The following is a 3,669-nucleotide window of genomic DNA, read 5'->3' as shown; positions in this document are numbered from 1 at the left end:
GTCCGACACCCCCGCGCCCGCTGCCCCCGCCGCGCCCGCAGCCCCCGCTTCTGCTGCCGCCTCGGCTGCGACGTCCCGGCCGGTGACAGCATCGCGCAGCCCGGGCGCGAAGAAGGCGGCCCCGGCGAACACGCCCGCGGCCGGTGGCGCGTACGCGCACGGTCCGCTGCTTGTCCTCGACGCCGACGCCGAGCGGAATGTGACCGGCTACGGCGTCGGCGGCCTGATCGTGGACGTGCCCGCCAAGTCCCTTCCCGCCCTGGTCGAGTGGACGCTGACCGAGGGACAGCTCGGGGCGGAGCGGCTGCACGGTTCGGGTAAGGACGCCGATCCGCTGCTGGTGCTCACCGAGGCGGCGTGCGAGCGCTACGGCCTGCCCGCCGCGCTGTCGCACGAGGAGCGGCTCGCCGGGCGGCTCCCCGAGGGGCACAAGGCCATCAAGCAGCTTCAGCGGGCCGAGTGGAAGCTGACCCGGCGGGGGCTGGGACCGTGGGCGCGGATCTACCGCCCCGCCCACGGCGGGCGGCGGCAGTGCGTGCAGCTGTGCATCCCTTCCTGGCGCGCCCTCGATGGCCGCGCGTGGGGGCATGCCGCCCAGCTTGAGCCGGCGGCACTGGCGCAGGTGTTGGGTGTGTACGCGACGCGGGTGATGACACCGGTGGGGTCCACAGCCGTCACCGGCCTGCAACTGATGACCGCGCTCAACCCGCCCACCCGGGCGAGTGAGCCGGACGCCGACGGCAAGCGGCACTCCGAGCACCGGCCCGGCTCGCTGGGCACGGAACCGATGGACCCGGCCCCGTGCGAGGCGACCGACGGACACCCCGTCCTCGCCGACCTGCCCCGCTTCCACGTGCGCGGCCCCGGTGAGCGGCTGTTCGAGGAGGCCTATGACTGGGCGCGGGATCTCACCGATGAGGAGTGCATGAAGCGCCACCTGGTCGGCATCGACGTCAACCTCGCCTTCGGTGCGGCCGCCAACGGCGCCGTCGTCGGCCTCGCCTCACCGCCCGAGCACGTCACCAGCCCGGCGTTCGATGCGGCGTTGCCCGGCTCGTGGCTGGTCGACCTCTCCCACGTCGACCTGAACCGGGTGAAGGTCGGCAAGCAATGGCGCGACCTCGACGGCGCCCTGCTGCCCAGCCCGTTCACGCCGACCGGCCGGCCGCCCGAGGGCCCCGCCTGGTACGCCACCCCCACCGTGGCCTACGCCGTCGAACTCGGCTACGACGTCAACCCGGTGGAAGCGTGGGTGCGCCGCGAGAGCGGCCGGGTCCTGGACGGCTGGTACAAGCGGCTACGCGACGCCTACGTCGCCACCATGGCGGACCTGGGAGTGGACGAGAAGCTGCCCCCGCACGAGTTCCTCAAGGCGATGGACGGCTACAAGAGCCGCGACCCGGAGGCGGGAATCGTCGTGGACGCCATCAAGATGACCGTCAAGGGCGGCATCGGCAAGCTGCAGGAGAAAGCCCGCGGCGGCGGCTGGAAACCGGGGCAGCCATGGGCCGCCCTCGCCCGCCCCACCTGGCGCCCCGACATCCGCGCCGCGGTCATCTCCCGGGCCCGGATCAACATGCACCGCAAGATGCTGCACCTGGCCGCGGCCACCGGCCGGTATCCGGTCGCGGTGCTCTCCGACTGCGCCGTGTACGCCGCCGACGGGCCCAGCCCGCTGGACGTCCTGCCCTACGACGCCGAAGGGAAGACCGTGCCCGGTTCCTTCCGGCTCGGCGTCTCCCCCGGGATGGTCAAGCACGAGGGCACCCAGAGCGTGCTGTGGGGTGCCAACGTCCTCGAGGAGCTCGCCGGTGACGGCCACGTCGCCAACCTCGCCCGCTACATCAAGACCGGCGAGGTCACCACCAAGGACACCGGAGAGTAGAAGCAAAGGGGGGCAGGGGTCGATGGTCACGGTCGGCGACGAACTCGACAAGGCGGTCCAGGGCGCGTTCACGCGCCCCATCCCGAAGACCGCCGGAGCGCAGATGCGTTACCTGGTCCGCCGGCACCACCGCAGCACCCGGCGCGTGGCCGAGCTGCTCGGCATCAGCCAGCGCACCGTCGAACGGTATGTGAAGAACCAGATCAAGAAGCCCCGGCCGGAGCTCGCCGACCGTCTCGAGCGTGAAGTCCGTGCGCGCTGGCAGCCGCAGGTCAGGGCCAAGGCCAAACAGGTCGCGGCCACCACCGGCGGCATCATGATCGATGTCCAGGCCCGGTTCGGCTACACCGCCGCCCCCGGCAGCACCGACGACGCCCGCGTACGCCACCTCACCCTCGCCCTGCCCCCCGACCACGCCGCCCGTCTCTTCCAAGCCCAGGAAGCCGGCCTCACCGACGACCAGCTCCGCCAGATCACCGCCGAAGCCCTCGGCGAGGTCTACTTCCGCGACAACGGCCGTCGCGCCCACGGCCTCGAAGTCGAACTCACCGACCTGATCGACCTCGACTTCGAGCTGTAGCCCGGTCAAGGGGCCGGACAGGGCAGGAAGCGGGAAAGGCGAGTTGTGGCTGCAGGGGCGTCAGGAACAGTTCGCCAATGCCATGGACGCCGCACGCGACGAGGCGAAGCAGGCGATGTGATGAGGTGACGTGACGCGGCTACGTAGTGGCCGGGAAGGCTCGCGTCCCGGTCGTGCCGGCGCCCGCGAGCAGCGGGGTCGATGCGTCTGGTGAGCGACCGGCGCCCCGTGAAGGTGTCGCGGACGGCAACGGCCAAGGCGATCAAGGTCTTCATGGACAACTCCCCCGTGAGCTGTGAGTGATCTTTCTGGCTGCAGTGTCACCCCACGCCGAGCCTGCGCCCACAGCGGCTTTGAGCCATCCTGCGCGCGCGGGCCGACCGCCGGTGAAAGCGGCGTTCCCGCGCCAACGGCCCCGTCTGTTCCGGCCGACGTGAGGCGCCAAGTCCGCCGCGGCAGGGTAACGGCCGTCCATGGAAGGCTTGCGCCGCGCAGCCTGATGAGGCCGGGAGCGGGGTTGTGCCGGCCCGCCGCCGGTAGAGCCCCGCGACCTCACACCCCGCCGCACAGCCGGCGTCGCCCTGTCCGCCATGAACGTGTCCCTGGACGGTAGGCGCGTCAAGGAGCGCCTGTGGGGCGGGGAGTGCTCGCTGTCCGACTGCCCCTGGGACCGACGCCCATCCCCGGTGTATGGAAGGTGCCCGTCACGGCAGAAATACCCGTGTGGGCACAGCATTTGTCTCCTCACCGCCGCCGCTGGCGGCGCGCCGCGTTGGGACGCAGTGAGCCGGGGCGTGCTGCCCGGCCCGGTCGGTGCTCCTACGGGCGGGGGCCGTGCTGTGGTGGGGCGGCCGGGGGCAGGCGCTGCTGGCCGCTCGGCCTGGGTGCGCCGTGCCCGCCCCCGCGGAAGGCGCTGCGGCCCTCGCACAGGGCGACGTCCGAGCGGCCGCCTGAAAAAGGCTCGCGGACCCTGTCCTGTCCGGGGCCGCGCCGGAGCTCAGGGTTGGTGCCGTGCTGAGGGCTGGTGCGTGCTGGGCGCACTCGGTCAGCCCCGAGCATCATCTTGCGCTACATGTCCGTTCGCCGTAGCCAGTGCCGTGACCGGGAAGGTTCACCGGGTCTGGGGGCCTCCCCCTGAGTGGTGGACATGCTGATACTGGATTTGCTTGATCCGGAGGAAGCGAGAACACCGCCGATGGCGATG

The 3,669-nt window shown here is 71.9% G+C and carries 2 protein-coding genes; both read left to right on the top strand.

The window, feature by feature from the left end:
* The coding region (gene tap, locus V7E45_RS39320) for a telomere-associated protein Tap (RefSeq protein ID WP_333779087.1) at window positions 1-1,885 on the top strand (1,885 nt) is incomplete at its 5' end.
* Between the two features lie 22 nt (window positions 1,886-1,907).
* On the top strand, window positions 1,908-2,465 hold the full coding sequence (tpg, locus tag V7E45_RS39315; RefSeq protein WP_333779086.1) for a telomere-protecting terminal protein Tpg: 558 nt from the start codon (window positions 1,908-1,910) through the stop codon (window positions 2,463-2,465).
* Window positions 2,466-3,669 lie beyond the last annotated feature (1,204 nt).

This window comes from Streptomyces sp. IBSBF 3136, assembly GCF_036815105.1.
GTDB lineage: Bacteria > Actinomycetota > Actinomycetes > Streptomycetales > Streptomycetaceae > Streptomyces.
The sequence above is the reverse complement of the archived record's forward strand: the minus strand, read 5'-3'. Positions and strand labels throughout refer to the sequence as shown.

Bases quoted from the DNA above. Each gene is read 5' to 3' on its own strand.
- tpg (WP_333779086.1), top strand. From the start codon at position 1,908: ATGGTCACGGTCGGCGACGAACTCGACAAGGCGGTCCAGGGCGCGTTC.